Here is a 26157-nt window from a genome sequence, read left to right on the forward strand (position 1 = left end):
CGCTCGGACAGTCGGGCGGTGCGGATGCCGTCGAGGCTGAAGGGACCTGACACCCAGACGCGAGGACGGCGAGCCCGAAGGCCAGCGGCAGAACGGAACGCAGGATCCTTCTTGACACGAGAAGCCTCGATTTACTGTTGAAGCAATGAACGGTGCGTCGGTATGGACATGCGGTGGCCCCCTCTGTCCCCTTCACTGCGGCCCTGTGGGTGGCGGCAGGTGCGGAAGAAGTCTCTCAGACCGTCTGCGCGTCCACAGAAGGCGCCTTCCGTCCGGACCGGCAGAAGCCCCCGACAGGCCCTAGAGGTACGCCGCGTACCCGTCCAGGACCCGCAGCACCTCCCGCTCACCGGCCGGAGGCAGCTGGAGTACGACCTCCTCGATGCCCAGCTCCGCGTAGTGCGCGAGCTTCCCGGCGTCGGGGAGGACGGCGTACGGCACCACCTGGAGGTCCTTCGGATCGCGCCCGGCCTCCTCCCAGGCCGCCCGCAGCTTCGGGACGGACTCCGTCAGGCCGCGGCCGCCGATGGGCAGCCAGCCGTCCGCGTGGTCCGCGATCGCCGCGAACAGCTTCGGGCCGGCTCCGCCGCCGATCAGCGTGCGCGGGCCGACCACCGGACCGCGCGGCGCCTGTACCGGCTTCGGGAACGCGAAGCTCGCCTGGACCGACCCGAACTCCCCCTCGTACGCCGTCGGTTCGGCCGACCACAGAGCCCGCATCAGCGCCATCCGGTCGCGTGCCAGCTCCCGGCGCGTGGACCACGCGACGCCGTGGTCGGCGGCCTCCTCGACGTTCCAGCCGTAGCCGATGCCGAGTGTGAACCGGCCGCCGGAGAGATGGTCCAGGGTCGCCACCTGCTTGGCCAGGTCGACCGGGTCGTGCTGGGCGACCAGCGTGATCCCGGTGCCGAGCGCGATCCGCTCGGTGACGGCCGCCGCCTGGCCGAGCGCCACGAAGGGGTCCAGCGTCCGTCCGTACTCGCGCGGCAGGTCACCGCCGGCCGGGTACGGGGTGCGGCGGCTCACCGGGATGTGGGTGTGCTCGGGCAGATAGAGTCCGGCGAATCCGCGCTGCTCCAGCTCGCGCGCCAGCCGTACGGGGGTCACCGTCTCGTCGGTGAGGAAGATGGTTGTGGCGATCCGCATCGAACACCTCCGTCGTCTCTACGAGTCGTCTCTGCGAGTCGTCTCTACGAGGGGCCAAGGTAAGCCGTACGGCGGTGAAATCCGAGACGGCTGCAGAAGTACGGAACAGCGGACCGGCAGAACGGCGGATCTGCGGATCTGTGGGAAGGACGTGGGATGGGGATGGGACTGGGGTTCTTCCTGTTGCCCGCAGGAGGTGTGCTGAGCCTGACCGGCGTGTTCCTCGGCAACAGCACGCTGATCCAGCTGAGCTGGATCATGTGGCTGGCCGGTGTCCTGCTGCTGATCGCCCGGCGCTACCGCCGGCCGCCGGACCCGCGGCAGCTGGCCACCGCCGCCGCGGCCGGCGACGCCCGTGCCGTGCGGGGGCTGCGGACGCTCGCCCTGGACGCGCGGAGCCAGGGGCGGCCCGACGCGGCGGAGCGGATGCTGCGGCAGGCGGTGAAGGCCGGGGACGTGGAGTCGATGTGGGAGCTGGGCCGGCTGGTCCAGGAGCGCGAGGGCCTTGCGGCGGCCGAGCCGTGGTACCGGATGGCCGCCGCGCGCGGTCACGTCGTCGCGCGGCGGCTCTTCCGGACGGGCGGCGAGCTGAACCGGGACGGGACGAGCCCGCTGTAGAACGAGGACTCAGAAGCCGCCGGTGTAGCCGAAGAGGAACCAGACCGGGAAGAGCACGCCCACGGCACCCGTGGCGAGGCCGATCCAGCACCGGATCCGGTTGACCTCGACGCTGCTGACCAGGCCGAGGACGCCGAAGGTGATCGCGAGGAGGCCGGCCAGAGTGGCCAGGATGCCGAGGAAGAACGTGGAGATCAGCGCGATGACGCCCAGCCCGATCGAGACGGGCGCGTAGAGGGTGGCAGGGCTGTCGGTGGTTCCGGTGGCCATGTCGCATCCCTTGTCGTGCGAATCGTCCGAAGTCGTGAGGCATCGTCCGAGGTCGTGAGGCATCGTTCGACGCGCCGCGACGGGAACACCCTCCCGCCCTTCCTCATCATGGCATTCGCCGTCAGCGCTCCCGGAACGGCCCCTGAGCGCCGCGGATCACGGGAAACACCCGCTCAGACCAGGCCCAGCGCCACCGTCCTCGACAGGAACGCCAGCCGGGCCGTCTTCTCCGGCTTCTCGATCTCCGGGCCCAGCTCGAAGCCGACCCGGACCATCCGCGCGAGCGCCTTCTCGTTGCGCGCGTCCGGCTCGACGACGACCCTCAGGTGGGCCGGGTCGCTGAAGACATAGCCGATGAACGCGGTGAGCAGGGCGTCGGTGTACCCCTTCACCGCGCCCTCGGCGGGCGCGATCAGCAGGTGGATGCCGAAGTCGCCAGGCTGGACGTCGTAGCACTCGCCGACCGGGTCGGCGTCCGGCTCGTACGTCTGGAAGAGCGCGGCCGGGACGCCGTCGCGCAGCGCCAGGTAGGCGTGGTGCGTGGAAAGCGAGTCGACGAACGCGTAGATCTCCTGGACCTGTTCGCGGGTGTGGTCGGCCATGCCCCAGAAGCGGGCGCGCTCCTGCGTGACCCAGCCGTGCAGCAGGCCGGCGTCGGCCGCCGGGTCGACCGGGACGAGGCGGACGACGCCGAAGCCCTCGACCTTCTGCTCGTGGACGGCGGGACGCAGGGCCGGGACGGTGGACGCGGTGGGATCGGGTGTCGTGGTCATGGTGGTGCTCTCCTCGGTGCGGTGCAGCAGGTTCCAGTCCGTGGTGACGGGGGCCAGGCGGCCGCTCGCCCACAGTTCGCTCTGGTCGCGGTGGTGGGCGGAGCCCGGTACGCCGGACGCGCCGAACGGCACCACCCAGAGGCTGTCCTCGCGGCGGGCCAGGTCCCAGACGTACCGGGCGGCGGGTCCCCGGGCGAAGAGGTCGGTGATGCCAGGCACGCTGGAGGTCGAGAGCACGCAGTCGTGGTCGCCCGCGAGCCCCGGCCACACCTCCTCGGGCGTCGCGCCCGGCAGCGCCTGCCAGGGCGCGACCCGGTGGACCTCGCCCCAGGGGAGCGGCGCGTCGTGGTTCGCGGCCACCGCTTCCGCCGAGGCCGCGACGATCGCCAGCCTCTCCTCGTACGGGAGGAGTCCGACGGTGAGCAGGGTCTCCAGGGCGTAGCCGATCCGGGGGACGGCGGCGAGCCAGGGGCGGAAGAGCGGCGGGTAGGCGGGCGAGCGCCAGGGGTCGGCGTCGCCGGTGACGGGCCGCAGCGCGGGGTGGCCGGCCAGGCGGTGGACGACGTCCGCGCGGAGCCGGGAGTACAGGGTGGCGTCGGTGCTGTCCGCGTCCATGTGGCGGTCCCAGCGCAGCAGCCGGTCCCGGAGGCGTTCGGCGTCGGGGCCGAGGTCCGGGGCCCAGGCGAGCAGGGAGAGGAGCTGCCGGGAGGAGGCGAGGCGGGTGTCGGTGTGGACGGCGGCCATGTCTCCGGCGGACCACGGCGGGCCGGTGAGCCCCCTTGTCCCCTGGGGCGTGTCGGTGGGCCTCCTGGCGCCCGCGCCCGGCGGCGTACCGAGCAACTCCCGTATGCGGTCCGCCCGGTGCGGCGGTGCGAACTCGATGCCGAGCGGTGCGGCGAGCCCGCGCTCGTTGGCCATCACGGCGGTGCCGGTGGCGGTGTCGACCTCGGTACGGGGGGTGGGCTCGGCGCCTTCGCTCCAGGCGTACGCGGGATCGTGCGCCGGCACGACCCGGAGCCGGTTCTCGTGCGGGCGGACCGGGACGTGTCCGGCGACGCGGTGCAGCGTGGCGCCGGTGGTGTCGGCGGCCAGGACCACGTTGACGGGTTCGACCCAGCCGTCGAGCGCGGTGTCGAGATCGGCGACCGTACGGGCCCTGAGGAGGGCCGGCAGGACGTCGAAGCCCAGGTCGCCGGTGACGCGGGGCGGGTAGCGGAGGCTGATGACGGGAGCGTCGGGCGCCTCGTCGCCGGGCGGCTCGTCGTGTACGTCCCCGATGATCACCGGCCCCCGGTCCGTCTCCACGACCTCGACCGTCTCCGCCTCTCCCCCGGCCACCTCGACGGTCTCCGTATGGGCGTGGACCCGGTACCAGCCGTCCGGCCCGAGCGCTTCGACGCCGCCGTCCGCCGTGCGGCGCGCCTGCTCCCGGTAGAGGTCCTGGTAGTCGGCCATCGCGTTGGTGATCGCCCAGGCCACACCGCCCGCGTGCCCGAAGTGCGCGATGCCCGGGACGCCGGGGACGGCGAGGCCCACCACGTCGAACTCGGGGCAGGCGAGGCGGATCTGCTGGTAGACGCCCGGGTCCTCGATGAAGCGGTGCGGGTCGCCCGCGATCACCGGGGCGCCGGTGGTGGTGCGGGCGCCGGTGAGGAGCCAGCCGTTGGAGCCGGAGGTGCCGGGGCCGTCGGTGGCGAAGAGGGTCGCGCGGCCGTCGCCGAGCCTGCGGGCGACCTCTTCGCGCCAGAGCTTGGTCGGGAACCCGGCGAAGAGGATGTGGGTGGAGAGCCAGACGCCGAGCGGGGTCCAGGGCTCCCAGCGGCCCGGGACGAGCCCGGCGGCGGCGAACTCCGGTGTCCGCGCGGCACCTTCGGCCAGGCCCGCGTTGACGCCGTCCACGTACGCGCGCACCCAGGCGGCGGTCCCGGGCGTGAGCCGCTCGTAGCAGCGGCGGGCGGTGTCGGCGAGCCGGGCCCGCCGGGCGAACCGGTCCCAGTCGAGCGCCTCGGCGCCCAGGTACGCGGCGGTCGTGCCGAGCACCCGGTGGCGCTCGGTCTCCAGCTGCCAGGCCCGGTCGAGAGCGGCGTTGTGGCCCTGGGCCCGGGCGAGCGCGAGCGCGTCGCCGGCCTTCAGATGGGGTATCCCCCAGTCGTCCCGGAAGACCTCGAAGCCGTCGGCCTGCCCGTGGCCCGGTCTGCCGTTCGGTCTCTCGCTGTCGACGTCAGCGGTCGTCATCGCTCTGCCCATCCCCTGCTCCCGGTGGTTTTCAGCCACTCCCCAGCCCCCAAAATTTAGGTTAGCCTAACCAAAGTGACCCTTTGGGCAGTGGGCCGGGGCACCAAGGGAGGGTGGGAGACACCGTGGGTCATGGCTGGGAAGGCGTCGTTCTCAAACTGTTCCGGGGGCGGGATTTCACGTTCACCGTGACCGGCGCCGAGCAAGTCACCGACCGGTTCCGCCGGGTGCACGTGACCGACGGCGGGCTGCTGGCCGCGACCGGCGGAGCGCATCCGACGATGTGGGTGCGGCTCTGGTTCGAGAAGGACGGCAAACCGCACCAGCGCGCCTACACCCTGGTCGACCCGGACCCGGAGGCCGGCACCTTCGGTCTGGAATTCGCCCTTCACGAGGGCCCGGCCTGCGACTGGGCGAAAGCGGCGAAGCCCGGCGACACGATCGACGCGACGCTTCAGGGCACCGGCTTCACGCTGCCCGACCCCGCGCCGAAGCGGCTCTTCGTGATCGGTGACCCGGCCGCGCTCCCCGCGATCAACTCGCTGCTGGAGGCGGTCCCGGAGACCCCGGCGACGATCTGGTTCGAGTCCTCCGACGAGGAGGACCGGAAACTGCCGTTCCGCCTCGACGAGGCCCACCACACCCTGCACCACGTCGAGCGCCGCGAGGGCGGTGCGCACCTGGTCGCCGAGGTGAAGGCGGCCCTGCCCGCACTGCTGGGCGACGACCGCTCGGACGCGTACGTCTGGGTCGCCTGCGACACGTCGACCACCCGGACCCTGGCGGCCTACCTCCGCAAGGAGCTGGGCCTGCCCAAGGACCGGGTGAACGCGCTGGGTTACTGGCGCCCGTAACCCAGCGACGTAACGCCGTAAAAGGAGACCTCAGTCCTGGACCACCAGGGCCGGGGTCTCCTTCGTCAGGACCCGGCCCCGGAAGAACGCCGGGCTGCGGCGCTCCATCGCGGCCATCAGCACCACGCCGAGGAGCAGCAGCCCCACGCCGATCACGAAGACCGAGCCGACGCCGAAGACCGAGGAGCCGGAGCCGTACGCCGGGTCCCACATGTCGTAGAGGGTCTTGGCGAAGACGGCGGCGAGCAGCAGGCCGCCGACGGCCGGGAAGAGGCCCTTGAAGACCAGGTCCCGTCCGGAGCGGGTGAGTTCGGCGCGGAAGTACCAGACGCAGGCGAAGGCCGTCAGCGCGTAGTAGAAGCAGATCATCAGGCCGAGCGCGTAGATGGTGTCGATCAGGACGTGCTCGCTGATCAGCGTCATCACGGTGTAGAAGACGCCGGTCCCGATGCCCGCCGTGACCGTCGCCCGGCCGGGCGTCTTGAAGCGGGGGTGGACCTTGGCGTACGAGGCCGGCATCGCCTCGTACGTCGACATCGCGAGGACCGTGCGGGCGACCGGGATGAACGTGGTCTGGAGGCTGGCGGCGGCCGAGGCGAGGACGGCGACGAAGAGCAGGACGCCTAGGCCGGGGCCCATCACCGGTCCGGCGAGGGCGGCGAAGACGTTGTCGGAGGTCTCCGGGTTGGCGAGGCCGAGCCCGGAGGTGCCGGAGCCGACGGCCATCTGGGCGGCGATGCCGGTGGCCAGGTAGGAGCCGACCAGGACGACCATCGCGATGAGCGCGGCCCGGCCCGGGGTCTTCTCGCTGCCGGTGGTCTCCTCGTTGGCGGTCAGACAGGCGTCCCAGCCCCAGAACATGAAGATGGAGAGGGAGAGGCCCGCGGTGAAGGCCGCGAAGGACTGGACGGCGAACGGGTTCATCCACGACCAGGAGAAGTCGAGCGAACCGGCGAAGTCCGCGCCCCCGCTGCCCGCTTTGCTCAGGGCCATCGTCACGAAGAGCGCGAGCACGGCGAGCTGCAGTCCGACCAGGGCGTACTGGACACCCTTGGTGGCCGTCATCCCCCGGTAGCCGATCGCGGTGGCGGCGGCGATGAGGGCGAGGCAGGTGCCGATGTGGACGAGCTTGTTGTCGTCCAGCGCGGCGACCGAGGCGCTGTTGGTGACCTCGCCGGCCAGCAGCCAGAAGTACGAGGTGGCGACGCCCGCCAGGTTGGACAGGACGATGATCGTCGCGATGACCAGGCCCCAGCCGCACATCCAGCCGACGCGCGGGCCGAACGCCTTCACCGTCCAGGTGAAGGAGGTGCCGCAGTCCGGCATGACCTTGTTCAGCTCGCGGTAGGCGAAGGCGACGAGCAGCATCGGCAGGAACCCGGCCAGGAAGACGGCCGGCATCTGCACGCCGACCTCACCGGCGGTGGAGCCGAGGGTCGAGGTCAGGCAGTAGACGGGCGCGACGGTGGAGACACCGATGACGGCGCTGCCCATCAGGCCGACGGAGTTCCCGCCGAGCCCCTTGCCGCGTACGCCCCCGTCACCACCGTCGGCCGAGGCGCGTCCCCGTACCGTGTCTCCGGCCCGAGGCCGCGCGTCCAGCTGAGTCATGAGAGGGACGTTATGCGCTGCGATATCCACATCCGGAGGGTGAGACTCCCATGTCTCACCCTTGGTTACACCGGCCGATCCCCGATGAACACTTGATGAATTCAAGGTCACTTGCACGCAGAGCCTTGCAATGCATGCCGGTCGCACGAGGGTGGCCACGTACGGTAATCGCAGCACTGTCCGTTTCGTCCCGTTTCAAAATTTTCCCACAGGCGGTGGGAGCGATCTCATCCGGGCCAGACGATCGCCTGCGTCTCGCTGTAGGCGTGCAGCGCGTACGAGCCCACGTCCCGGCCCACACCGCTCTTCTTGAACCCGCCGAACGGCGCCTCCATGTTCCGTCCGACCGTGTTGACGCCGACCCCGCCCGCGCGCAGCCGCCGGGCCACGCGGAAGGCGCGGGCCACATCGCCGGACCAGACGTAGTCGATGAGGCCGTAGTCGCTGTCGTTGGCGAGCGCGATGCCTTCCTCCTCGTCGTCGAAGGGGACGACCACGACGACCGGGCCGAAGACCTCCTCGCGGACCACCCGCATGTCGGGCGTGCAGTCGGTGAGGAGGGTCGGGGTTACGTAGAAGCCCCGTTCCAGGTGGCCGGGGCGGGTGCCGCCGGCCGCGACCCGCGCGCCTTCCTTCCGGCCCAGCTCCACGTACGCCTCCACCCGGTCGCGGTGGGCGGCGGAGATGACCGGGCCGACGACGGTGGACCGGTCGGCCGGGTCGCCGACGGTGAGCGCGTTCGCGTACGCGGCCAGCATGGCGATCAGCTCGTCCTGCCGGGACCGGTGGACCAGGACGCGGGTCGGAGCCGTACAGATCTGTCCGCTGTAGAAGGAGAAGGTGGTCCCGATGCCCGCGACGGCGGAGCCCAGATCCGCGTCCTCCAGGACCAGCGCGGCACCTTTGCCGCCCAGCTCCATCAGCTGCCGTTTCATCCCGCGCCCGCACACCTCGGCGATCCGCTGTCCGACGGCGGTGGAGCCGGTGAAGCTGACCATATCGACGTCCGGAGAGTCCACGGCGGCCTCACCGGCCTCCGCGCCCGACCCGGTGACCACGTTCACCACACCCGGCGGAACGCCCGCCTCCGCGAGGGCGGCGGCCATCCGGTAGACGGAGAGCGGGTCCTGCGGAGCGGGCTTCACCACGACCGTGTTACCCATCGCGAGAGCGGGCGCGATCTTGCCGGCCGGGTTGGCCCAGGGGTTGTTGTACGAGGTCACGCAGGTGACCACGCCGACCGGCTGGCGGACCGCCACCGCCCCGAAGACCCCGGCCCGCCCCATCGGACCGGCCTCGTTGACCTGCGGCGCGATGGCCTCCTCCACGGGCTCCAGGGCGCCGCGCGCGTACCGCCGGAAGCGGGCGATGCCGACCCCGACCTGCATCCCCCGGGCGGTGGAGGCGGTGGCTCCGCTCTCGGCGCGGGCGAGGTCGGCGTGGGCGGGGAAGTCGCGCTGGATGAGGTCGGCCGTACGGTCCAGGATCGCGGCGCGCTCCTCGGGCCGGGTGCGCGACCAGGGGCCGAAGGCTGCGCGGGCCGCTGCCGCCGCCTCGTACACCTGGGCGCGGCTCGCCTCGGGTGCGAGGCCGACGACCTGCTCGGTGGCGGGGTCGATGACCTCGTAGTGGCCGTCGGCGGGTTCGACCCACTCGCCGCCGATGAACAACCGCTCGGGTGTGCGGCTCACGCCGTACTCACCGTCCGGGTGTCGCGGCCCGAGCGCAGCACCGTGCCCGGCACCGCGCCCGTCACCTTGTCGTCGCGCAGGGTCTCGACGCCGTTGACGCGTACGGAGACGATCCCGATGGCCTTGGAGTCCAGGCGCGGGCTGTCCCCGGGCAGGTCGTGGACGAGGGTGGCGGGTCCGGCGTCGATGCGTTCGGGGTCGAAGAGGACGAGGTCGGCGTGGAAGCCCTCCGCGATCCGGCCGCGTTCGCGCAGCCCGAAGAGGCGGGCCGGGTCGTCGGTGAGCATCCGGACGGCGGTGGTCAGCGGGACGAGTTTCCGGCCGCGCAGGCAGTCGCCGAGGAAGCGCGTGGTGTACGGGGCCCCGCACATCCGGTCCAGGTGCGCGCCCGCGTCGGAGCCGCCGAGCATGACGTCCGGGTGCTCCCAGGTGCGGCGGCGCAGCTCCCAGGAGGCCGGGTCGTTGTCGGTGGGCATGGGCCACAGGACCGTACGCAGGTCGTCGGCGGCGCAGATCTCGACCAGGCAAGTGAAGGGGTCCTGGCCGCGTTCGGCGGCGATGTCGTTGACGACCCGGCCGCTGAGGCCTTCGTTGGCGGCGCTGTACGTGTCCCCGATGACGTACCGGCCGAAGTCCGCGAGGCGCCGGAAGACACCGGCCTCCTTGCTGTCGGCGCGGCGGAGCATCCCGGCACGGGTGGCGGCGTCCCGGAGGCGTTCGATGCGCTCGGGGACGGGGAGGGCGAGGATCTCGCCCCAGCCCGGGATGAGGTTGAGGGCGCAGAAGGTGCCGAGGGACATGTTCATCGGCGTGAGGATCGGCATGGTGAGCGCGACGATCCGGCCGCCGGCCGCGCGGGCGCGTTCGCTGGGTATCAGCTGGCGCGGTACGCGTTCGGGGACGGCGGCGTCGATGGTGAGGACGTTCCAGTTGAGCGGGCGTCCGGCGACGGCGCTCATGCCGACGAAGAGGTCGATCTCCTCGTCCGAGAACTGGTCCAGGCACCCGGCGACGATCGCTTCGAGCTGCGTGCCCTCGTGCTCGCCGACCGCGCGGGAGAGCGCGAGGAGCTCTTCGGGGCGCGCGTGCCGGGAGGCGACGGGTTCGCCGTCGCCGTCGGCGTGGGTGGAGGACTGGGTGGTGGAGAGGCCCCAGGCGCCGGCGTCCATGGCGTCGTGGAAGAGGGCGAGCATGGCGTCCATCTGGCCCGGGGTGGGCTGCCCGCCCACGGCATCGGCACCCATGACGTGCCGACGCAGGGCGCAGTGGCCGACCATGAACCCGGCGTTGACGGCGATACGGCCTTCGAGGGCGTCGAGGTACTCGCGGAAGGTGGACCAGGACCAGTCGACGCCTTCCTCCAGCGCGGCGAGGGCCATGCCCTCCACCCGGGACATCATCCGCCGGGTGTAGTCGGCGTCCTCGGGCCGGTCGGGGTTGAGGGGCGCGAGGGTGAACCCGCAGTTGCCGCCGGCGACGGTGGTGACGCCGTGGTTCATGGAGGGGGTGGCGTAGGGGTCCCAGAAGAGCTGGGCGTCGTAGTGGGTGTGCGGGTCGACGAAGCCCGGGGCGAGGACGAGGCCGTGGGCGTCCTCGCTGGTGACGGCCTCCTCGGCAATGGTCCCCGGCTCGGCGATGACGGCGATGCGGCCGGAGCGGATGCCGATGTCGGCGGTGTAGGCGGGGCCGCCGGTGCCGTCCACTACGGTGGCGTGGCGGATGAGGTGGTCGAGCATGACGGTGTCCCTTCTTCGGTTCGGACAGCCGGGGTACGTACGCTTTCGGCCGCGGTACGTACCCCGGCTCACCAGGACGACGGTCCGGGAAGACGCCGCCCAGCTCTTGGCCGGGGCCCGGCCCTCAGGGGCTCCGCCCCCGAACCCCCGCTCCTCAATCGCCGGAGGGGCTTGGTTTGCGCGGGGTCCGGGGCAGCGCCCCGAATCAGTTCGCGGCGGCCCGGAACCGCGAGGTCCGATGCACCGGATCCGTATCGATCTTCGGAATCACGTGCTCCCCGATCAGCCGAATCGTCGTCATCGTGTCCTCAGGACTCACCCCGATCGGCAGCCCGAAGCTCAACTGATCCGCCCCCGCCTGATCCCACCGCCGGCACTGCTTCAGCACCTCGTCGGGATCCCCGCAGATCATCAGCTCCTCCGCGATGAGCAGCTCCACGATCTCCTCCGTGTACTCCGGCAGCAGCTCCGGCCACTCCGGAATCCCCTCCGGCCGGGGAAACGTGTCGTGGTAGCGGAACAGCAGCGACTGCAGGTAGTTCAGCCCGCCCCCCACCGCGATCCGCACCGCCTCCGCATGCGTCTCGGCACAGATCGCGGTCGAGGTGACCATCACGTTGTCGTTGACGAACGCCCCCACCGGCTCCGCGTCCTTGACCGCGTTCTTGTAGGACTCGACGACCCACTCCATGTCGGAGACCTTCTGCACGCTGAAGCCCAGCACCCCGAGCCCCTTCTTCCCCGCCATGGCGTACGAGGACGGCGACCCGGCCGCGTACCACATGGCCGGATGCCCGGCCCCGTACGGCTTCGGCAGGATCTTGCGCGGCGGGAGCGACCAGTGCTTGCCCTGGAAGCCGACGTACTCGTCCTGGAGCCACATCTTCGGGAACTCGGCGATCGTCTCCTCCCACAGCTCCTTCGTGTGGTTCATGTCGGTGATGCCCGGCATGAACCCGAGGATCTCGTGACTGCCCGCGCCCCGCCCGGTGCCGAACTCGAAGCGCCCGCCGGAGAGATGGTCGAGCATGGCGACCTTCTCCGCGACCTTCACCGGGTGGTTGACGGGCGCGAGCGGGTTGAAGATGCCGGAGCCGAGGTGGATGCGGTCGGTGGCGTGCGCGAGATAGCCGAGGTACACGTCGTTGGCGGAGAGGTGCGAGTACTCCTCCAGGAAGTGGTGCTCGGAGGCCCAGGCGTACTTGAAGCCGGACTTGTCCGCCTGGATGACGTACTCGGTCTCCTCGATCAGCGCCTTGTGCTCTGCCTCGGGGTCCACCTCGGCACGCGCGGCGGGCACGTACCCCTGAACAAAGAGCCCGAATTCCACGGAGGTTCACCGTCCTCAATTTTTCTGACGCATCGTCAGATTGCGATGTGCGACCGACTGTTCCACCGCCACCACGACCCGTCAATAGCTGACGCACCGTCAGGCACGGGGGCCGCCGCGCTCAGAACGGGCTCACGCCCGCCAGCCACCCGCCGTCGATGACGAACGGCTGCCCGGTGATGTACGAGGAGTCCTCACCGGTCAGGAAGAGGGCCAGCGCCGCCACCTCCTCGGGCCGCCCGATCCGCCCCATCGGCACGAGCTTGCGGTAGTACGCGTCCAGCGCCGCGTCCGACCCGCTCAGGTCGGCGTCCGGGTCCAGCAGGGCCGGGTTGCTCATCGCCGTGTCGATCGCGCCCGGGCAGATGGCGTTGACCCGCACGCCCTTGCCGGCCAGTTCCATCGCGGCCACCTTGGTCAGCCCGAGGACGGCGTGCTTGGTCGCCGCGTATGCCCCGACCAGCGGCATCCCGGTCAGACCGGTGTACGAGGACGTGTTGACGATCGTCCCGCCGCCCGCCGCCTCGATCTCCGGCGCCACCGCCCGGATCCCGAGGAACGCACCCGTCATGTTGACCCGCACCACCTGCTCGAACTCGGCCAGCGGCGTGTTGACCAGCTCGTTGAAGCGGAGGATGCCCGCGTTGTTGACGAGCCCGTCGATCTTCCCGAAGGCGTCCCGGGCCACGGTCACCGCCTCGGCCCACCCCTCCTCGCTCCCCACGTCCAGCCGCACGAACCGAGCGGTGTCGGCCCCCAACTCCTTCGCCAGCGACTCCCCTTGCTCGACCAGCACATCCGCGACGACGACCCGCGCCCCCTCCGCCGCGAAGAGCCGCGCCTCCTGCTCGCCCTGCCCGCGCGCCGCCCCGGTGACCAGGACGACTCGCCCGTCCAGATTGCCCATACCGCGCTCCCTACTGGTTGAGGCGCGGGGCCACGTCCGCCCCGAACGCCGCCATCTGATCGGCCAGTTCGTCCACGCTCCGGCTCCGGAACCGCACCTGGATCTGGTGCACGCCGATCGCCGCGTACTCCCGCAGCGACGCGGCCAGCTCCTCCGGCTTCCCGGTGAGGGTCCGCCGCCCGACGGACCAGCCGGGCTCACCGACGTACAGCGGTTCGGTGATCGCACCGATGACGATCGGCGCCCCGACGCCCGCCTCCTCCCGCAGCGCGTGCACCCGGGCGATCTGCGCGGGCAGCCGGTCGCGGGGGTCGCCCTGCGGGAGCCAGCCGTCGCCGCGTACGGCAGCCCGGCGCACGGCGGCCGGCGAGGAGCCGCCCACCCAGATCGGCACCCGCTCCTGTGCGGGGCGCGGCAGTTGGCCGAGGCCGGCGAAGGAGAACCGCTCACCGGCGAACTCCGGGTACTCCTCCGGCCCGAGCGCCGCCCGCAGCGCGTCGATGCTCTCGTCCAGCACACCGCCGCGCCCGTCGAAGTCGGCCCCGACCGCCTCGAACTCCTCCCGTACGTGCCCGGCGCCGACGCCGAGGATCAGCCGGCCGCCGCTGAGGTGGTCGAGGGTGGCGTACTGCTTGGCGGTGATCAGCGGATGGCGCAGCCCGACGACGGCGACATGGCTCATCAGGCGGACGCGTCCGGTGACTCCGGCGAGGAACGCGAGCGTGGCGACGGGGTCGTACCAGACCGTGCTCATGCCCTCCGCGAGCCGGCGCGGGATGGCGATGTGGTCGCAGCCGGCGATGTAGGCGAAACCGCCGCGGTCGGCGGCCCTGGCGATGCGGACGAGGTCGGCGGGGGTCGCCGTCGCCTCCCAGGGTTCGGCGTAGAGGGCGCTCTGCGACTGGACCGGGAGCTGGATTCCGTACGACAACGGCCCATCGGACGACGGCAGCGGCATCGGTCCGGGCGTGGGTATCGGCATCGGTCCCGGCGTGGGTAGCGGCACGGCGGCCTCCTTCCCCTTCGGACCCGGGCGTCCGCCGCCCGGGTGACGGCCGCCATCGTCATACCTGACGACCCATCAGACAAGAGGCGCGGAAGTCCGCCCATGGCGTTGATCACAGGAAAAGCGGAGCAGAAGAGAGCAACTGCCCCTTTTCTCGCGGTGTGTCCGTTCATCACAGCGTCTGCACGGCCCGTCCGCGCCGAAAAACCGACCGCGCGTCCGGACTTCCGCCATACCATCGCCACTGGCCGCTCGCGTGTTCCACCACGTTGACGCCCTGCGCACCGTCTCCACCGTGTTCGCCGCAGGCGTCGCGGGGACGGCCGCTCTCCTTCGTTGCTCCGGACTCAAAGGGCCCATGTGAAGATTCGCCGCATTCTCGCCACGGCCGTCGCCGTCGCCGTGACGACGCCCGCCGTCATGCTCTCCGTCACCCCCGCCTACGCCGACACCGCGCCTCCCGCGCAGGCGCAGACGCCCGCCAAGCCGACCGTCAAGGAGCTCGAAAAGGCGCTGGCCGAGGCGGAGAAGGCGTACGACGACGCCTTCGCGGCCGAGCAGGCCGCCTCCGCGGCGGTGGAGGCGGCGGTCTCCGACACCGCGCCGCTGACCGTGGCGGCCAACGCCGCCAAGAAGGCCGCGCAGGACGCCGCCGCCGCGAAGACCACCGCCGACCAGGCGGTCACCGACGCGCAGACCGTGCTCGACGGCCTGACCGAGGAGGCCACCGAGGCGGAGCGGACCGCGGCGGAGCAGACCCTCGCCGACGCCAAGACGGCCGCCGCCACAGCGGCGACGGCCAAGACCACCGCCGACGCCGAGGCCGCGGCGGCCGACGAGCTCGCGGACGACGCGAGGGTCGACGCGTTCAGGGCCCTCTCCAAGGCGCAGGACGCCGCGAAGAAGGCGCTCGCCGCCGTCACGGCCGCCGAAGCGGCCCTGGAGCGCGCCAAGAAGGAGGAGGAGAACCAGGGCGGCGATGACGGAGACGACGGCGACGGGGACGGGGACGGTGAGTGCGTCGACGAGCCCGGCCTGACCACGGTCGTGAAGGGCCTCCCCTCCTCGGTCACCGCCGGTACCTCCACCACCTTCTCGGTCCGGGTGGCCAACGGCACCGGGAAGGACCTGGACAAGGTCCTCACGTACGCGAGCGTCCACGCGACCGACAAGAGCGGCGCCAAGGACATCGCCAAGTACCTGAAGCTGAAGTGGTCGACCGCCACGTCCCCGAAGTGGCAGAACGTCGACGGCGACCTCTACATCGACGCCATCGGCGCGCTGAAGAACGGCAAGCAGGCGGACATCAAGCTCCGCCTGGACGTCGACGCCAAGGCCCCGGCCGGACAGGGCCTCACCTTCATCGCGGGTGACTACTTCAACAAGGACGGCTCCTGCGGCCTGACGCAGGACGCCGCCGTCGACGAGTTCGACATCAAGGCCGCGGCCGGCAAGCCCGTCACCAAGCCGACGCCGAAGCCGAGCACCACCGCTCCCGCCGCGGGCAACGGGGTCACCCCGCAGGGCTCGGGTTCGAGCGTCCCGGTGACCACCACGAGCGGCACCCTCGCCGCGACCGGCTCGTCCGACGCCACCACGCAGCTCGCCCTCGCGGGCGGCGCCGCCGTGGCGCTCGGGGCCGGCGCGATGTTCCTCGTACGCCGCCGCAAGGCGGGCGCCGACGCCTGAGGCGTACGCGTGTGACGCCTGAGGCGTACACGTGTGACCAGGAGGGGCCCCGCCGCGCACTGCGGCGGGGCCTCTTCGGCGTACGTCCGGGTCCGTACCGTGCCGCGCCTGGCCCCGCTCGGACCCGCCCTGACACCCGGTGGCACCTCCGAGCACCACCAACAGGGTGACGAACTAAGGGGGTTGACGCGTCTGCCGAGCCCCCTTAACTTGCCCATCCACGTGAACGACGTGCACGACACTGATGACGGCGCCGAGGGCGAGACCCGGTCGGGCCCCCGGCGCTCCGCAGCGAGGAGACCCCCATGCCCACCCCCCGCACCCTCCTGCTGACCGGCGCCGCAGGCGGTGTGGGCACGCTGATGCGGGACCTGCTGCCCGCGTACGGCTACGAACTCCGGCTCCTCGACCTGGTACCGATCGACGGCGAACCGACCGTCGTCACAGCCGACTTGGCGGATCGCAAGGCGCTGCGCGAAGCGGTACGCGGAGTGGACGCGATCATCCACCTGGCGGGCATCTCCCTGGAGTCGACCTTCGACAGGATCCTGCGCGCGAACATCGCGGGCACGTACCACCTCTACGAGGCCGCGCGCGAGGAGGGCGTGGGCCGCATCGTGTTCGCCTCCTCGAACCACGCGATCGGCAGCACCCCGCGCCCGCGACCCGGCGACCCGCTGATCCCGGTCGGCACACCGCACCGCCCGGACACGTTCTACGGCCTGTCGAAGGCGTTCGGCGAGGACCTGGCGCAGCTCTACTGGGACAAGCACGGCCTGGAGACGGTGTCGGTCCGGATCGGCGCCTGCTTCCCGGAACCCACCTCCGTACGGATGCTGTCGGTCTGGCTGAGCCCCGCCGACGGCGCCAGGCTCTTCCACGCGGCGCTGACCGCCGAGGCGGTGGGCCACACGGTGGTCCACGGCTCGTCCGCCAACACCCGCCTGTGGTGGGACCTGACGACGGCGCGCGCGCTCGGTTACGACCCGCAGGACGACTCGGAGCCGTACGCGGCGAAACTGGTGGCCGAGCAGGGCGAGCTGGACCCGGCCGACCCGGCGGACGCGCGGGTGGGCGGCCACTTCGTCACGGACCCGCCGATGTGGCCGCACTAGGACAACCACTCAGCTCTGCCCGGCTCGTTGACACCCTCACACCCCACCGGGATGCTGTGAGAGCGCTCTTCCAACGATAGAAACCCCACCCGGACGCGCGCACCGGCCAGGGCGGCCCCCACCCCACAGCCTCCACCGCCCCCTCCCCGCCCCTGTCCGCGCACCACCCCCACCCGGAGGCACAACGGGAGCGAGCCAGCCCATGAGACTGTTCCGCCGCTCTTCCGCCCGAGGCGCCCTGTGCGCCCTCGGCGCCCTGGCACTGACCGGCGCCCTCACCGCCACCCTGCTCCTCTCCTCCCCCGATACCGCCCAAGGAGCCGCGCTCGCAGCGCAGTTGGGCGCGCAGGGCCAGACGAGCCTGCGCGCGGCCGACCCCAGCGTGCTGAGAGTCGGCAGCACGTACATCGGCGTCCAGTCGACCGGCGGAGGCATCGTCGTACGCCAGGCCTCGTCGACGGGCGGCCTCGCCACGGCACCCGCACGCCAGGTCTGGTCGGACACGCGCGGCCGGGGCGAGGTCTGGGCGCCGGAGATCGTGATGGACGACGGCAGGTACTACATCTACTTCACGGCGGGCCGAGGTGCCGCGCACCGGATGTTCGTGATCAGCTCCGCCACCTCCGACAGCGGCTACGGCGCCGAGACGCAACTAGCCCTGCCGGACAACAAATGGGCGATCGACGGAACGCTGTTCACCTTCAACGGCCAGCGCTGGTTCGTCTGGTCGGGCTGGGCGGGCGACACGAACGTGGAGCAGAACCTCTACATCGCCCGCATGAGCAGCCCGACGCAGCCCACCGGCGCCCGGCACATCATCTCGCAGCCGCGCGAGAGCTGGGAGCGGGTGGTGGGCAACCCGTTCATCAACGAGAGCCCGGAGGCCATCAAGGACCCGAACGGCCAGCTGCACATCGTGTATTCGGCCAACGGCAGCTGGAGCGAGCAGTACTGCCTGGCGGACCTGCGCCTGCGAGCGGGCGGCGACCCCACGAACGTATGGGACTGGTACAAGTCGAACGGCTGCCTGTTCGGCTCCAACCGGTCGACGATGATGGCGGGTTGGGACCCGACGCTGTACGTGAACGGCCCCGGCCACCACACCTTCGTCCTGCTCCACGGCGACATCAACACGAGCCCGCCGGCGGGCCAGCGCTTCCCGTCGATGTTCCACGCGGTCCCGAAGGGCACACCGTACGAGTGGGCCAACCGCCATTGGTACACGGGCACGTTCGCATGGTGGGGCAACACGACGTACTCGCGGGCCAACGTGCCGGGGCCGAACACGAACACGGGGTGGAGCCTGAAGTTCTTCGAGTGAGCCGAACCGCCCCGGGGTTGCCCCCTCATCGCTCCCCTACCCGTCGACGACCAGCCGCTCCACCCCTGTGTCGGTGAGCGAGTCGAGGGAGTCCAGCTGTTCCGCGGCGCGGACGAGGTCCTCGTACTCCGACCGCAGGACGGAGAACTGGAAGTACTGGATCAGCATCCCGATGTCGTCCATGGCCACATCGGTCTCGTCGTTCTCCACCATGTGAACGACCGATGTCAGGGCGCTGACCGGCTGCGGCCGGTCAGCGAGCCGACGGATCATGCGCAGGGCGACGGAGCGGACGAGGGCGCCGGGCGGGTCCAGGGGCGGGTTTCCGGGCGGGTTCCTGCGGCACATGTGCGGAGGCTCTTCCTCTGAGGAATGCGGGGTGGCGGCAATACGGGCGCTGCCCCTACCTGACCGCGGTCAGTTCCCGATCAGCTCCCAGATCGAGTCGCATGGCGTCCCGGAGTCCTTCGAGCGCCGCCTCGTACTCAGCTCGGCCCCCTGAGTACGCCTCGTCTCCGGCGAGCGTGCCGGCTGCGGCAAGATCCCGCACGTCGCGCAGACGGCGAAAGGCGTTCTCGGAGGCGACGAACACGTTCGGCGCGGCCGTGATCGACATCTGATAGCGCACGCCGTGACAGGGGGCAAAACTGTCACGTGCGGAGCGCTCTCGTTCGGCCGAGCTCATGGTTCGCTCGCGGGCCAGGCTACGGAAGTCGTTGCGGGCCTGGGAGAGGCACGTGAGGTACTCGCCGTACAGGGCACGCCGTGCGCTGACGAGCCGGTCATCCTGCTCCCGACGCCAGCGACTGCGGTCGAGCAGCGCGGCGGAGGCGGTCGCTATCAGGGCGCCGACCACGGCGCTGACCAGCGTCACCCAAGGCATGGACCGAGGGTAGGACGATTACTGGCGCACCGAAAGCGGGCCGCAGCCACCCCTCTCGGGAGCACGGCGGAACCTCTTGTTCCCGGCGTGGCCGAAACCCCCGCAATCACGGACAGCGGGCCACTACGCTGCTGGGCCAGGAGTAGCCGGAACGAGGAAAGCAGCACGATGGACGACGAACCTCTGTCGGACTGGGCAGGACGCCGAGACGCGAAGATCGGCCGCCTCCGGGCCGTACCCCTCATCTCCGGCGACGGCCCGAAGGGCGCACACCTCAACCCGGACGCACCCCGCGCCATCCAGCGCTGGAACGGGTACGCCTGGGAGCCGTACGGCACGGTGGCCAACCTGGCGGAGGCCCAGCGCCTCCTGTACCCGCGCGTCGAGAAACCGGCGACGGTGACGGCCCTGCCGCCTCAGCCGCTGCGGGCCGGCCCCGGCGACGGCCCGAAGGGCGCTCACCTCAACCCGGACGCACCCCGCGCCATCCAGCGCTGGAACGGGTACGCCTGGGAGCCGTACGGCACGGTGGCCAACCTGGCGGAGGCCCAGCGCCTCCTGTACCCGCGCGTCGAGAAACCGGCGACGGTGACGGCCCCACCGCCTCAGCCGCTGCGGGCCGGCCGGGGCAGGCACCGCAAGCCCCGGCCGGGTGAATGACGCAGGGCGGGGGTGAGTGCGCCTTCGGCTCTGGCGGACCGCCCAACCATCGCGGGCGGGAACCGGCGAGCCGTCCGCCCCGTCAGGGCGTTGTCGCACGCTGCCCAGCGGCCTCCCACTCCTGGTGTGCGGTGTGGACGTGGTGCCACAGCGCCGCTCGCGCAGGGGTGTCGACGTCGGGCAGGTTCAGGTGGAACACGTCGGCCAGTACGTCGTACCAGTCGTCGGCCGAGTCGATGGTCCGCTCGTACGTGCCTTCGGCGTCGATCCGGCGCAGTACACAGCCGCGCAGCATGTCCACGCCTTTGGCGTCGCGGAGTTGGGCTTGGAAGACCCGGACGAATCCGGACTCGGGGGAAGTCGACAGCTGGTGGTGCTTCGCGGCAAAGGAGGACAGCTCCACGGGCTCCGGCGCGAAGACCATGGCCGTAAAGGCACCCCGGGGGTCATGGCTGAACCGCCAGCCGCCGGGCACCACCACCGACGGGGCCATCGCGTAGGTGAACGGCCCCTGGGTGTGGGTGCCTTCGCGCAGCGGCAGTGGCTCGTACATTCCGCCGGCGAGTCCGGTGTCGACCAGCCACCGCTCGCCGTCGAGCCCCACGGTGAGCGCGAGATGGTCGCCGCCCGGGCCCCCGGGGTCCTCGACCTCGCCCTGCACCCCGGCCCGGTGCAGAGTGACGTCGTAGCCGAGGGCCGTCAGCAACGCGCCGAAGGCCCCGTTGAGATGGAAGCAGTAGCCGCCACGCCCGCGCAGGATCCGGGCCACGGATTCCGCGGCACCGATGCCCGTCGGCCGTCCCAGTTGGTTGTCGAGGGTCTCGTAGGGGACCCGCTCCACCTGCGCCCGATGCAGTGCCCACAGCGCCTCGGCGGTCGGGGCCGTGGGCCGGGGCACCCCCAGCACGGCCAGATACCCGTCGACGTCGATCATGTTCCCCCCACCGCTCGAACGGATGATCAGCCTAGTCGCCGGTACCCCCGTCGACGAGGGAAACAGCGTCACGGTCAGCGCTGGTACCCCCGGACGGCTGGATCGCCGAACACCATCGGCTTCCGCGCCGGGTGATGGACCACTGGGTCCCGATGCTTGCGGAGTAGGGGCAGCGGCCCACGGCCGGTGAGCGCATGACCGAGGCCGTGCGCTCACCGGGGACACCCCTTTAGAGCGAGCCGTCCCGTACGGCGGTGACGAAGGCCTGCCAGGGGGCGGGGGCGAACGTGTGGGCGTCGAGGGTACGGTCCTTTCATCCGTACCGGGAGCAAGCGCACCCTCAAGGCCGCACGCGCACCGCGGATGATCTGCGAGGCGCACCGGATCGGCCTCCCGTAGCTGCGCGTACGGCAGGGACGCATCACGCTCGGTACCTGCCGGGTCGACGACGCCGTACGGCTCGCGCGGCTGCTGGGTGCGTCCTCGCCCGGGCCGGACGCGCCGGACGCCGAGGCCCTGCGGGACCTGCTGGCGCAGGCCTTCTCCGCCGCCACGGGAGGAGGGGCCCTTGACGTCTCCGTACGCGAGGAGGCTCCCGGTGTCGTGGAGTTGGGGGCTCTCGACGCTCGTGCGGCCCGGCGGCTGATCGGGGCGCTGCGATTCTGAGGGCTCGCAGATGCGCCCGAGGAGCCCCGCAGGCCGTGCACGGGAAGGAAGCCGCCGCGGCCCTCCCGTGCACGGGGTCATGGGGGTGGTGGTGCGATCAGCAGTTGGGGATCACCGTGCCGTTGTTGTCGCGGGCCTCGTCGTTGCCCCAGCGGGAGAGGTAGTACGCGGAGACGTAGGCGTTGCGGCCGTTCTTGCCCGCGTAGACGCTGTCCAGGTCGGTGCGCAGCCACCAGTGGTTGAACTGGGTCGCCGTACCGACGCGGGCTCCCCATACCTTGCAATAGACGTAGTTCGTACCGGCGTTGAGAATGCCCTGAGCGTCGGCGGTGTTGGGGGCCGCGTAGCCGGTGGCGTTGGCGAAGGTGTCGACCCAGTACTTGCCGCCTCCACCGCCACCGCAACCGTTGTCGCTGGTCAGGTACTTGGCGTAGTACGAGCCCGGGTAGGGGCTCAGCGACTGACCGTTGATGACGATGTTCTGGCCGACGCCGTTGAGAAGCTGTTCGTAGTGGATGTGGGCGCCGGAGCTGTTGCCGGTGGACCCGGTGGTGCCGATCTGCTGGCCCTGGCCGACGCGCGCCCCGTTGGCGACGGAGAAGGCGTTGAGGTGGAAGTAGTAGGTCTGCCAGCCGCCGCCGTGGTCGATGGAGATGTAGTTGCCCGCGCCGCTGGGCTGGGAGTGGCGGTAGGCCGTGCCGGGGGCGGAGGCGAGGACCGGGGAGCCGGCGGTGGCGCCGCCGTCCGTGCGGACGAAGTCGAGGGCCCGTCTGACCTCGGCGGAGTGGTGGCTGTAGGTCCACTGCTGGCCGCAGGCGTACGGTGCCTTGAAGTTGGGCGCGGCGGCTGCGGGGGACGTGGTGGCGGTGACGGTGAGCAGTCCGCCGAGGAGTGCCAGCAGGGCGAGGAGGCTCGTACGCGCACGAGTACGGGCATGGGTTCGGGTACGGGTTCTGGGCGATCGCATGAGCGGGGAATCCTCCGGGTCGACAACCGTGCAGTGGGGTGCGGGATGCGCGAAGTGCCGTGGAATCTACGCGAGTTGAACGGACACCAGAGTGCCGTAAGTCGCGCCCGGCCGACAGACCCCGCGACCTGGCCGTCTCGCGTCAGAGGGTGGCGAACAGGCCGTCGAGCGGGGCGGGGACCCAGTCGGCGTCCAGGGCTTCGACGAGGACGCGGCCGTAGTGAATCTCGCGCCCCTTCTTCGTACCGAGGAACCGCCTCAACTGCTGCTGCGGGGAACGGCCTTGCTGGGCGGGCTGGCGCAGGAAGATCTGGAGCGCGCGCAGGTCGCCCTCCGCCTGCACGAGCTGCTCCACCCGTGGCACGCCGAGGGCGCGGATCAGCTCCTCCTCCAGGTCGGCCGCGCAGACGAAGAACTCCTGCTCCTGCCCTGCACCGGCCCGCTCCCAGCCCCGTTCGTAGAAGCCGCGCTCCTGCTCGTCGCACAGACCCGTGAGGCGGATACCGAGCCCGGAGGGCCCGAGGAGTCCGGCGAAGCGGCCGACGCTCATCGCCCCGCCCATGGGCAGGACGCAGACGCCCTCGGCGGCGAGGTCCCGGCCGCGCCGTTCGGCCAGCGCGTTGACGGCGGCGGCGTCGCTCGGGCCTTCGAGGAGGACGGCGGTCCGTACGGGGAGCTGTTCGGCCAGCTCACGGGCAGGTTCGGGCGGCCCGCCTGCCGCCCACGCGGTGACCGCCTCGCGGAACGCCTCCATGTCAGCCATGGGGCGAGTCTCCGCTCTCGGCGGCCGGGGCGGTAACGATTTTGCGGCGACACTCCGGGCGGAGGCGCGCTACGCCATCGGCGCGTTCCGGATGGCTTGCACCGCTCCTACAGCCTCGGCGCGTGCTGGATGGCCTTCACCAGTCCGGCCGCCAGGTGGGCGCGCTCGGCCATGGCGTCGATGACGACGTACTCGTGGTCGGCGTGGGCGCCGCCGCCGACCGCTCCCAGACCGTCCAGCGTCGGCACGCCCACAGCGGCGGTGAAGTTGCCGTCGCTGCCGCCGCCGACTGCCTTGGCCTCGATACCGGGCTGCAACTGCTGTGCCAGAAAGAAGAGTTCGGCGGCAGCGGAGGCAGGCATGGGAGGCCGCCCGATGGACCCCTCGACCGTGATCCGCGCCCCGTCCACGCGGGGCGCGAGACCGGCGAAGGCGGCTTCGACGCGCTCCTTCTCCTCGGCCGACTCCACCCGGACGTCGACGACGACGGTGGCCTCGGCGGGTACGACGTTCTCCAGGGTCCCGGCGGACGCGACGGTCGGGGTGACCGTCGTCCCGAGTTCGGGCCGGCTGAGCGCGGCGATGTCCAGCACCTGGTGAGCGGCTTCGACGAGCGCGTTGACCCCGGCCTCCGGCTCCAGCCCTGCGTGCGAGGCCCGCCCCGCGATGGAGACCTGGAACGCGCCGCACCCCTTGCGCGCGGTCTTCAGCCCTCCCCCGTCGGCGGCCCCCTCGAAGACGAGCACGGCACCACAGGTGCGGGCCCGCTCCTCGATGAGCGCCCGGGAGGAGAAGGAACCGACCTCCTCGTCGGCGGTCACCAGAATCTCGACGCCGGACCGGTCGTCCAGCGCCGCCAGCCCATGAACGGCCTGTACGAGTCCACCGAGCATGTCGAAGACACCGGGCCCGGTCGCGCGCCCGTCCGCGACGGTGAACGGCCGACGGGCGAGCGTACCGAGCGGGAACACCGTGTCGTGGTGGCCGAGAATCAGCACCCGGGTCTCACCCCCGCCCGCCCAGTGCACATGGGTCCCGCCCTCGTTCACGATGAGCACGGCCTGACCGCCGAGCCGGTTCTCGATGACGGTGGCGACGGCTTCGGCGGACGCGGCCAGGGCGTCGAGGTCACGCGAGGGGGACTCGATCTCGACGAGCGTACGGAGGTCCGCGAGCATCGCGTCGGTGCTGACGCCGAAGGCGGTGGCGGTGGCGTCGTTACGGGCGCTGGCGTGGTCGTGGCTGGTCACGCGGCCAGCGTAGTGGCGGGCCGGCCGGGGCCCTCACCTGTCAGCCGCGCCAGAATTGCCAACGGGGGTGGGGCGGCGCACACTCACCGGCGGCGACGGTTTCCCAGTAGGCGCGTTCGATGGCCTCTTCCTGTTCCGCCGACGACCTTGACTCCGACCCCAGCGACAACACCGAGTAGGAACAGTCCGGCCGGACGGATTGGGCGGCGAACGCGCCGATGGCTCCGGCGACCAGCGCCGTGACAGTGCAGGCGATGAGGAGAAGCCGACGGGTGTCGGCGGGTATCTGGGAGATCACGTCCGGATCATACGGATCGCGTCGGCGGCTCCGGCGCCGACGGCTGGACCGCCCCGCCCGAAGCCCCGGACCGGGCGGTGCGGGACGACGTAAGTTCGCGTTCATGACGACCACAGCTCAAGAGTCCCTTTTACGGGCCTTCCACGCCGAACTCCCCGCCGTGACGGCGGATGCCTTCGGCGGCGCCCGGGCGGCGGACGGACGGTCCAGCTACGAGATCCTGTGCGACCGGGTCGCCGGGAGCAGGCGCGTACTGGATCTCGGCTGCGGTGACGGCCTGTTGCTGGAGTTGCTGGCCCGGACCGAGGGCCGCCGGCTCGCGGGCGTGGACCTGTCGCCCGAAGCCGTCGCGCTCGCGCGACGGCGACCGGGGTTGGGCGGCGCGACCGTGCTGGAGGGGCGGGCCCAGGACCTTCCCTTCGCCGACGACAGCTTCGATGCCTGTGTGTCCCACATGGCGCTGATGCTGATGGGGGACGTCGAACAGGTCATCGCCGAGATCGCCCGCGTGCTGGCTCCCGGATCCACGCTGGCCTGCGTGATCGGGGACGGGGCGGTGGGCGGCGAGGCGTACGAGCTGTTCCTCGGGCTGCTGAGGGCGGCGATCAAGGACGCGCCTGCCGCGCAGCGGGTGCCCGCGCTGGGTGACAGGCGGACACGGAGCCGCGAAGGACTCGACAGCCTCCTCGGCCCGGCAGGCTTCACGCCGGTCGACTGGGAGACCGTCGCCGTCGACCTGAGCGACGCTCCAGAGCAGGTATGGGCAGCCCTGTCCGGCGTCTACGACGTGGGCCCACTCGATCCGCGTACCGTCACTTCACTGCGTGAGACATTCCTCGCCCGAGCGGAGGGTCTGGCGATGCCGAACGGGCTCGTGCCGTGCGGAATGAAGGTCCACGTGGTGACTGCCCGTCTGCGGTGAGGATGGTGTCGGCGCGCTTGTACGCGCGGAACGCACCTGTGCGCCGTGAGTGCGTGTGCGCCCCCGCCGAGGCGGGGATCACTCCGGTCCGGTGGTCTGCACCAGCAGGAGGACGGGGCCAACCCCGCGTGCGCGGGGACCACTGCTATGCCTCCGCCGTTCCGCCGCCGAGCACGGGACCAACCCCGCGTGCGCGGGGACCACTGCCGTGGCAGCCGCCGGCGGAAAGCCGGACGAGGGACCAACCCCGCGTGCGCGGGGACCACAGTTCGCGACCTGCGGGTTTATGTAGCCGGAGGCTCGTTTTTACTCACTTCTTGAGAAACGGACATATCTCTCCCGAGGTGCGAACGGGATTCGCTCGGTGCTGTGCATGTCGGAAGTGATTCTGCCCTCGCCGAGTGCAAACGACCTCCCACTTATCCGAGTTTGCCAGGGCGTCGGCTGGCCCGGGACGCCCCGGAGGTCAATGGTCGCCGTGCAAACACCCCAGCCCCCGGTCCATGCACTCT

General features: G+C 71.4%; 23 protein-coding genes. 7 read left to right on the top strand and 16 right to left on the bottom strand.

Translation table 11 applies throughout. From position 1 onward, the window contains the following. Positions 1–300: 300 nt before the first annotated feature. Positions 301–1146, bottom strand: coding sequence for an LLM class F420-dependent oxidoreductase (locus tag ACQP09_RS13780; protein WP_432147875.1), 846 nt, complete (start codon positions 1144–1146; stop codon positions 301–303). Between the two features lie 162 nt (positions 1147–1308). On the opposite strand from ACQP09_RS13780, the gene ACQP09_RS13785 reads away from it, so the two are divergent. Then, positions 1309–1764, top strand: a complete 456-nt coding sequence (locus ACQP09_RS13785; protein ID WP_433406584.1) for a sel1 repeat family protein — start codon at positions 1309–1311, stop codon at positions 1762–1764. A 9-nt stretch (positions 1765–1773) separates the two neighbouring features. On the opposite strand, the gene ACQP09_RS13790 is transcribed toward ACQP09_RS13785, so the two are convergent. Continuing rightward, positions 1774–2034 carry a hypothetical protein gene (locus ACQP09_RS13790; RefSeq protein ID WP_433399003.1) on the bottom strand — a complete coding sequence of 87 codons (261 nt, stop codon included), beginning with the start codon at positions 2032–2034 and terminating at the stop codon, positions 1774–1776. Between the two features lie 173 nt (positions 2035–2207). Further along, positions 2208–5042, bottom strand: coding sequence for a GNAT family N-acetyltransferase (locus tag ACQP09_RS13795; protein ID WP_433399006.1), 2835 nt, complete (start codon positions 5040–5042; stop codon positions 2208–2210). Between the two features lie 125 nt (positions 5043–5167). Between ACQP09_RS13795 and ACQP09_RS13800 the strand changes: the two genes are divergently transcribed. Beyond that, on the top strand, positions 5168–5896 hold the full coding sequence (locus ACQP09_RS13800; protein WP_433406585.1) for a siderophore-interacting protein: 729 nt from the start codon (positions 5168–5170) through the stop codon (positions 5894–5896). A 30-nt stretch (positions 5897–5926) separates the two neighbouring features. Here ACQP09_RS13800 and ACQP09_RS13805 read toward each other — a convergent pair whose 3' ends face one another. The 6 genes from ACQP09_RS13805 to ACQP09_RS13830 all read right to left on the bottom strand — a co-directional run bounded on the left by ACQP09_RS13805 (position 5927) and on the right by ACQP09_RS13830 (position 14129). Further along, entirely contained in the window at positions 5927–7507 is a 1581-nt protein-coding gene (locus ACQP09_RS13805) for an APC family permease (protein ID WP_433399009.1), read from the bottom strand. Between the two features lie 227 nt (positions 7508–7734). Next, on the bottom strand, positions 7735–9198 hold the full coding sequence (locus ACQP09_RS13810) for an aldehyde dehydrogenase family protein (RefSeq protein WP_433399012.1): 1464 nt from the start codon (positions 9196–9198) through the stop codon (positions 7735–7737). Beyond that, a complete protein-coding gene (locus ACQP09_RS13815; protein ID WP_433399015.1) occupies positions 9195–10934 on the bottom strand; it encodes an N-acyl-D-amino-acid deacylase family protein in 1740 nt (579 codons plus the stop codon). Before ACQP09_RS13815 ends, ACQP09_RS13810 begins: the two co-directional genes overlap by 4 nt. Positions 10935–11139: 205 nt before the next feature. After that, complete coding sequence (locus ACQP09_RS13820) at positions 11140–12264, bottom strand: LLM class flavin-dependent oxidoreductase (RefSeq protein ID WP_433399018.1); 1125 nt, start codon at positions 12262–12264, stop codon at positions 11140–11142. 121 nt (positions 12265–12385) lie between these two features. After that, positions 12386–13171, bottom strand: coding sequence for an SDR family NAD(P)-dependent oxidoreductase (locus ACQP09_RS13825; RefSeq protein WP_433399020.1), 786 nt, complete (start codon positions 13169–13171; stop codon positions 12386–12388). Positions 13172–13181: 10 nt separating this feature from the next. Next, positions 13182–14129, bottom strand: a complete 948-nt coding sequence (locus tag ACQP09_RS13830; RefSeq protein ID WP_433406586.1) for a TIGR03619 family F420-dependent LLM class oxidoreductase — start codon at positions 14127–14129, stop codon at positions 13182–13184. 408 nt (positions 14130–14537) lie between these two features. Here ACQP09_RS13830 and ACQP09_RS13835 point away from each other — a divergent pair, with 408 nt between their 5' ends. The 3 genes from ACQP09_RS13835 (at position 14538) to ACQP09_RS13845 (ending at position 18302) form a co-directional block, all read left to right on the top strand. Then, a complete protein-coding gene (locus tag ACQP09_RS13835) occupies positions 14538–15866 on the top strand; it encodes an LPXTG cell wall anchor domain-containing protein (protein ID WP_433399023.1) in 1329 nt (442 codons plus the stop codon). Between the two features lie 305 nt (positions 15867–16171). Continuing rightward, positions 16172–16981, top strand: coding sequence for an NAD-dependent epimerase/dehydratase family protein (locus tag ACQP09_RS13840; RefSeq protein ID WP_433399026.1), 810 nt, complete (start codon positions 16172–16174; stop codon positions 16979–16981). A gap of 202 nt (positions 16982–17183) precedes the next feature. Further along, on the top strand, positions 17184–18302 hold the full coding sequence (locus ACQP09_RS13845) for a glycoside hydrolase family 43 protein (protein ID WP_433399029.1): 1119 nt from the start codon (positions 17184–17186) through the stop codon (positions 18300–18302). 36 nt (positions 18303–18338) lie between these two features. Here the strand turns inward: ACQP09_RS13845 and ACQP09_RS13850 are convergent, their stop codons facing one another. Together ACQP09_RS13850 and ACQP09_RS13855 are read right to left on the bottom strand one after the other, a co-directional pair. Then, a complete protein-coding gene (locus tag ACQP09_RS13850; RefSeq protein ID WP_433399032.1) occupies positions 18339–18650 on the bottom strand; it encodes a hypothetical protein in 312 nt (103 codons plus the stop codon). Between the two features lie 55 nt (positions 18651–18705). Continuing rightward, on the bottom strand, positions 18706–19185 hold the full coding sequence (locus ACQP09_RS13855; protein ID WP_433399035.1) for a hypothetical protein: 480 nt from the start codon (positions 19183–19185) through the stop codon (positions 18706–18708). Positions 19186–19353: 168 nt separating this feature from the next. Here ACQP09_RS13855 and ACQP09_RS13860 point away from each other — a divergent pair, with 168 nt between their 5' ends. Continuing rightward, complete coding sequence (locus ACQP09_RS13860; protein WP_433399038.1) at positions 19354–19845, top strand: DUF6087 family protein; 492 nt, start codon at positions 19354–19356, stop codon at positions 19843–19845. Between the two features lie 82 nt (positions 19846–19927). Here ACQP09_RS13860 and ACQP09_RS13865 read toward each other — a convergent pair whose 3' ends face one another. From ACQP09_RS13865 to ACQP09_RS13885, 5 genes are all read right to left on the bottom strand, one after another. Further along, positions 19928–20779, bottom strand: coding sequence for an arylamine N-acetyltransferase family protein (locus ACQP09_RS13865; RefSeq protein WP_433399041.1), 852 nt, complete (start codon positions 20777–20779; stop codon positions 19928–19930). Positions 20780–21542: 763 nt separating this feature from the next. Continuing rightward, positions 21543–22412: a M23 family metallopeptidase gene (locus ACQP09_RS13870; RefSeq protein WP_433399044.1), complete on the bottom strand. Its 870-nt coding sequence runs from the start codon at positions 22410–22412 to the stop codon at positions 21543–21545. Positions 22413–22554: 142 nt separating this feature from the next. Further along, positions 22555–23175 (bottom strand): TOPRIM nucleotidyl transferase/hydrolase domain-containing protein, encoded by a 621-nt coding sequence (locus ACQP09_RS13875; protein ID WP_433399046.1) that lies wholly within the window; start codon positions 23173–23175, stop codon positions 22555–22557. 107 nt (positions 23176–23282) lie between these two features. Further along, a complete protein-coding gene (locus ACQP09_RS13880) occupies positions 23283–24353 on the bottom strand; it encodes a M20 family metallopeptidase (protein ID WP_433406588.1) in 1071 nt (356 codons plus the stop codon). A gap of 112 nt (positions 24354–24465) precedes the next feature. Beyond that, the gene (locus ACQP09_RS13885; RefSeq protein ID WP_433399049.1) at positions 24466–24723 is read right to left on the bottom strand and encodes a hypothetical protein; all 258 of its coding nucleotides are present in this window, start codon (positions 24721–24723) and stop codon (positions 24466–24468) included. A gap of 103 nt (positions 24724–24826) precedes the next feature. On the opposite strand from ACQP09_RS13885, the gene ACQP09_RS13890 reads away from it, so the two are divergent. Further along, positions 24827–25645 (top strand): class I SAM-dependent methyltransferase, encoded by an 819-nt coding sequence (locus ACQP09_RS13890; protein ID WP_433399052.1) that lies wholly within the window; start codon positions 24827–24829, stop codon positions 25643–25645. Positions 25646–26157 lie beyond the last annotated feature (512 nt).

It is taken from the genome of Streptomyces sp. CA-146814 (genome assembly GCF_050942385.1).
In the GTDB taxonomy this organism is placed as follows: Bacteria; Actinomycetota; Actinomycetes; order Streptomycetales; family Streptomycetaceae; genus Streptomyces.

Excerpts from the sequence above, each read along its gene's own strand:
- ACQP09_RS13780 (WP_432147875.1), bottom strand. The coding sequence starts at position 1,146 with ATGCGGATCGCCACAACCATCTTCCTCACCGACGAGACGGTGACCCCC.
- ACQP09_RS13785 (WP_433406584.1), top strand. The coding sequence starts at position 1,309 with ATGGGACTGGGGTTCTTCCTGTTGCCCGCAGGAGGTGTGCTGAGCCTG.
- ACQP09_RS13790 (WP_433399003.1), bottom strand. The coding sequence starts at position 2,034 with ATGGCCACCGGAACCACCGACAGCCCTGCCACCCTCTACGCGCCCGTC.
- ACQP09_RS13795 (WP_433399006.1), bottom strand. The coding sequence starts at position 5,042 with ATGACGACCGCTGACGTCGACAGCGAGAGACCGAACGGCAGACCGGGC.
- ACQP09_RS13805 (WP_433399009.1), bottom strand. The coding sequence starts at position 7,507 with ATGACTCAGCTGGACGCGCGGCCTCGGGCCGGAGACACGGTACGGGGA.
- ACQP09_RS13815 (WP_433399015.1), bottom strand. The coding sequence starts at position 10,934 with ATGCTCGACCACCTCATCCGCCACGCCACCGTAGTGGACGGCACCGGC.
- ACQP09_RS13825 (WP_433399020.1), bottom strand. The coding sequence starts at position 13,171 with ATGGGCAATCTGGACGGGCGAGTCGTCCTGGTCACCGGGGCGGCGCGC.
- ACQP09_RS13830 (WP_433406586.1), bottom strand. The coding sequence starts at position 14,129 with ATGCCGCTGCCGTCGTCCGATGGGCCGTTGTCGTACGGAATCCAGCTC.
- ACQP09_RS13840 (WP_433399026.1), top strand. The coding sequence starts at position 16,172 with ATGCCCACCCCCCGCACCCTCCTGCTGACCGGCGCCGCAGGCGGTGTG.
- ACQP09_RS13845 (WP_433399029.1), top strand. The coding sequence starts at position 17,184 with ATGAGACTGTTCCGCCGCTCTTCCGCCCGAGGCGCCCTGTGCGCCCTC.
- ACQP09_RS13850 (WP_433399032.1), bottom strand. The coding sequence starts at position 18,650 with ATGTGCCGCAGGAACCCGCCCGGAAACCCGCCCCTGGACCCGCCCGGC.
- ACQP09_RS13855 (WP_433399035.1), bottom strand. The coding sequence starts at position 19,185 with ATGCCTTGGGTGACGCTGGTCAGCGCCGTGGTCGGCGCCCTGATAGCG.
- ACQP09_RS13860 (WP_433399038.1), top strand. The coding sequence starts at position 19,354 with ATGGACGACGAACCTCTGTCGGACTGGGCAGGACGCCGAGACGCGAAG.
- ACQP09_RS13865 (WP_433399041.1), bottom strand. The coding sequence starts at position 20,779 with ATGATCGACGTCGACGGGTATCTGGCCGTGCTGGGGGTGCCCCGGCCC.
- ACQP09_RS13870 (WP_433399044.1), bottom strand. The coding sequence starts at position 22,412 with ATGCGATCGCCCAGAACCCGTACCCGAACCCATGCCCGTACTCGTGCG.
- ACQP09_RS13875 (WP_433399046.1), bottom strand. The coding sequence starts at position 23,175 with ATGGCTGACATGGAGGCGTTCCGCGAGGCGGTCACCGCGTGGGCGGCA.
- ACQP09_RS13880 (WP_433406588.1), bottom strand. The coding sequence starts at position 24,353 with ATGCTCGCGGACCTCCGTACGCTCGTCGAGATCGAGTCCCCCTCGCGT.
- ACQP09_RS13890 (WP_433399052.1), top strand. The coding sequence starts at position 24,827 with ATGACGACCACAGCTCAAGAGTCCCTTTTACGGGCCTTCCACGCCGAA.